At 46.1% G+C, this 1,482-nt stretch carries 1 protein-coding gene and 1 pseudogene; one reads left to right on the top strand and one right to left on the bottom strand.

The window, feature by feature from the left end; all coding sequences use genetic code 11:
- Positions 1 to 90: 90 nt before the first annotated feature.
- Positions 91 to 1,122, top strand: a complete 1,032-nt coding sequence (locus R7E00_RS23180) for an ABC transporter ATP-binding protein (protein WP_005461276.1) — start codon at positions 91 to 93, stop codon at positions 1,120 to 1,122.
- A gap of 154 nt (positions 1,123 to 1,276) precedes the next feature.
- On the opposite strand, the pseudogene R7E00_RS23185 reads toward R7E00_RS23180, so the two are convergent.
- Positions 1,277 to 1,482, bottom strand: a pseudogene (locus tag R7E00_RS23185) (phosphoglucomutase/phosphomannomutase family protein); the annotation flags it as partial.

The raw sequence follows: 1,482 nt of genomic DNA on the forward strand, positions 1-1,482 counted from the left end.
AGAATTGGCAGCTCTGCCTGCTGTATTGTTGGTTCTTGTTGGGTTGATCCCGCTTGTTGTTGTTAACCGTTCACTGGAGCAAAATCACTGATGAGCTGCGCACTATCAATTAAAAACCTAACTTGCCAATACGATGCTCAAACCGTTTTAGAGTCTTTGTCGCTTGAAGTTGAACAGGGGCAAATCGTTTGTCTTTTAGGGGCGAGTGGTTGTGGCAAAACGACATTGTTGAAAGCGATTGCTGGTTTGCTGCCTCTTACTTCTGGTCAAATGAGCTTAAATTGTCAGACGATTGATGATGGTGAAAATTGGTTGCCGCCAGAAGAGCGCAATATCGGAATGATCTTCCAAGATTATGCACTATTTCCTCATCTGACAGTTGCGCAAAATATAGCCTTTGGCCTGAAGCATCAATCTGCACAAGAAAAGCGCGCGAAAGTTGATGAAATGCTAGAACTCGTGCACCTTCAAGGTTACGCCGATCGTTATCCACATCAGCTTTCTGGTGGACAACAACAGCGCGTTGCGATTGCCCGTTCTCTGGCTTACAGCCCTGATTTACTGCTTTTGGATGAACCGTTTTCCAATATTGATACTCAGGTTCGTCACGAGTTAATCAGCGAGATCCGTAAGATTTTTAAGGCACAAGGCGTTACAGCGATTTTCGTGACTCACAGTCGTGAAGAAGCATTTGCGTTTGCCGACAAAATGGCGGTGATGAACCACGGTGTTATTGAGCAATACGGCACGGCTTCAGAACTCTACTACCAACCTTCGAGCAAGTTTGTTGCAGACTTCTTAGGTGGTGGTAGCTACCTAGCCGCAACGCGCATTTCAGATACGGAATACGAAACCCATATTGGTGTAGTTGAGGCGAGTGCACAGCAAGAGATTCAAATGCAATCTGCTTGTTCATTACTACTGCGACCACAACATGTCCAAATTCAATCGGATGAAGACAGTGCGGTCACTGTGCTTGAGCAGCACTTCATGGGTGATCATTGTCGTTATGTGATTGATGCTAATGGTGATCGTCTACTGGCTATCGCATCACAGCCGCTTCATATCGGTGAGCGTGTTGCTGTGAAGATCGAAACTCAAGGCGTGCTAGCGTTCGCTTAATGCCTCTGCATACGGGATTGCGAATCCATTCTCGATTTATAGATACAAAAAAGCCCGGCAGTGATGCCGGGCAAGTGCTCTTCTCCTGTTGATGATCGCCTTTTCCAGACAGCGTCGGCTCTCATCATTGTGCTCGAAGCGGGCACAAGGTCAGTTATAGAGACAAGAAGTCTTTAAACTGTTGAAGAACACGTTCCGCAGTGTCCTTATCTTGCATTTCTGCAAAAATACGTAGTAATGGCTCAGTACCAGAGAAGCGCGCGATGATCCAACCGCCGTTCTTGAAGTAGACTTTCGCGCCATCTTCGTAGCTGACTTTTTCAATATCGAACTCAAACTCAGGCAGTTGTTTTTCAACAT

Origin of the sequence: Vibrio sp. Vb1755, from assembly GCF_033338635.1 — a bacterium.
Classification (GTDB): Bacteria; Pseudomonadota; Gammaproteobacteria; order Enterobacterales; family Vibrionaceae; genus Vibrio; species Vibrio alginolyticus.

Excerpts from the sequence above, each read along its gene's own strand:
- R7E00_RS23180 (WP_005461276.1), top strand. The coding sequence starts at position 91 with ATGAGCTGCGCACTATCAATTAAAAACCTAACTTGCCAATACGATGCT.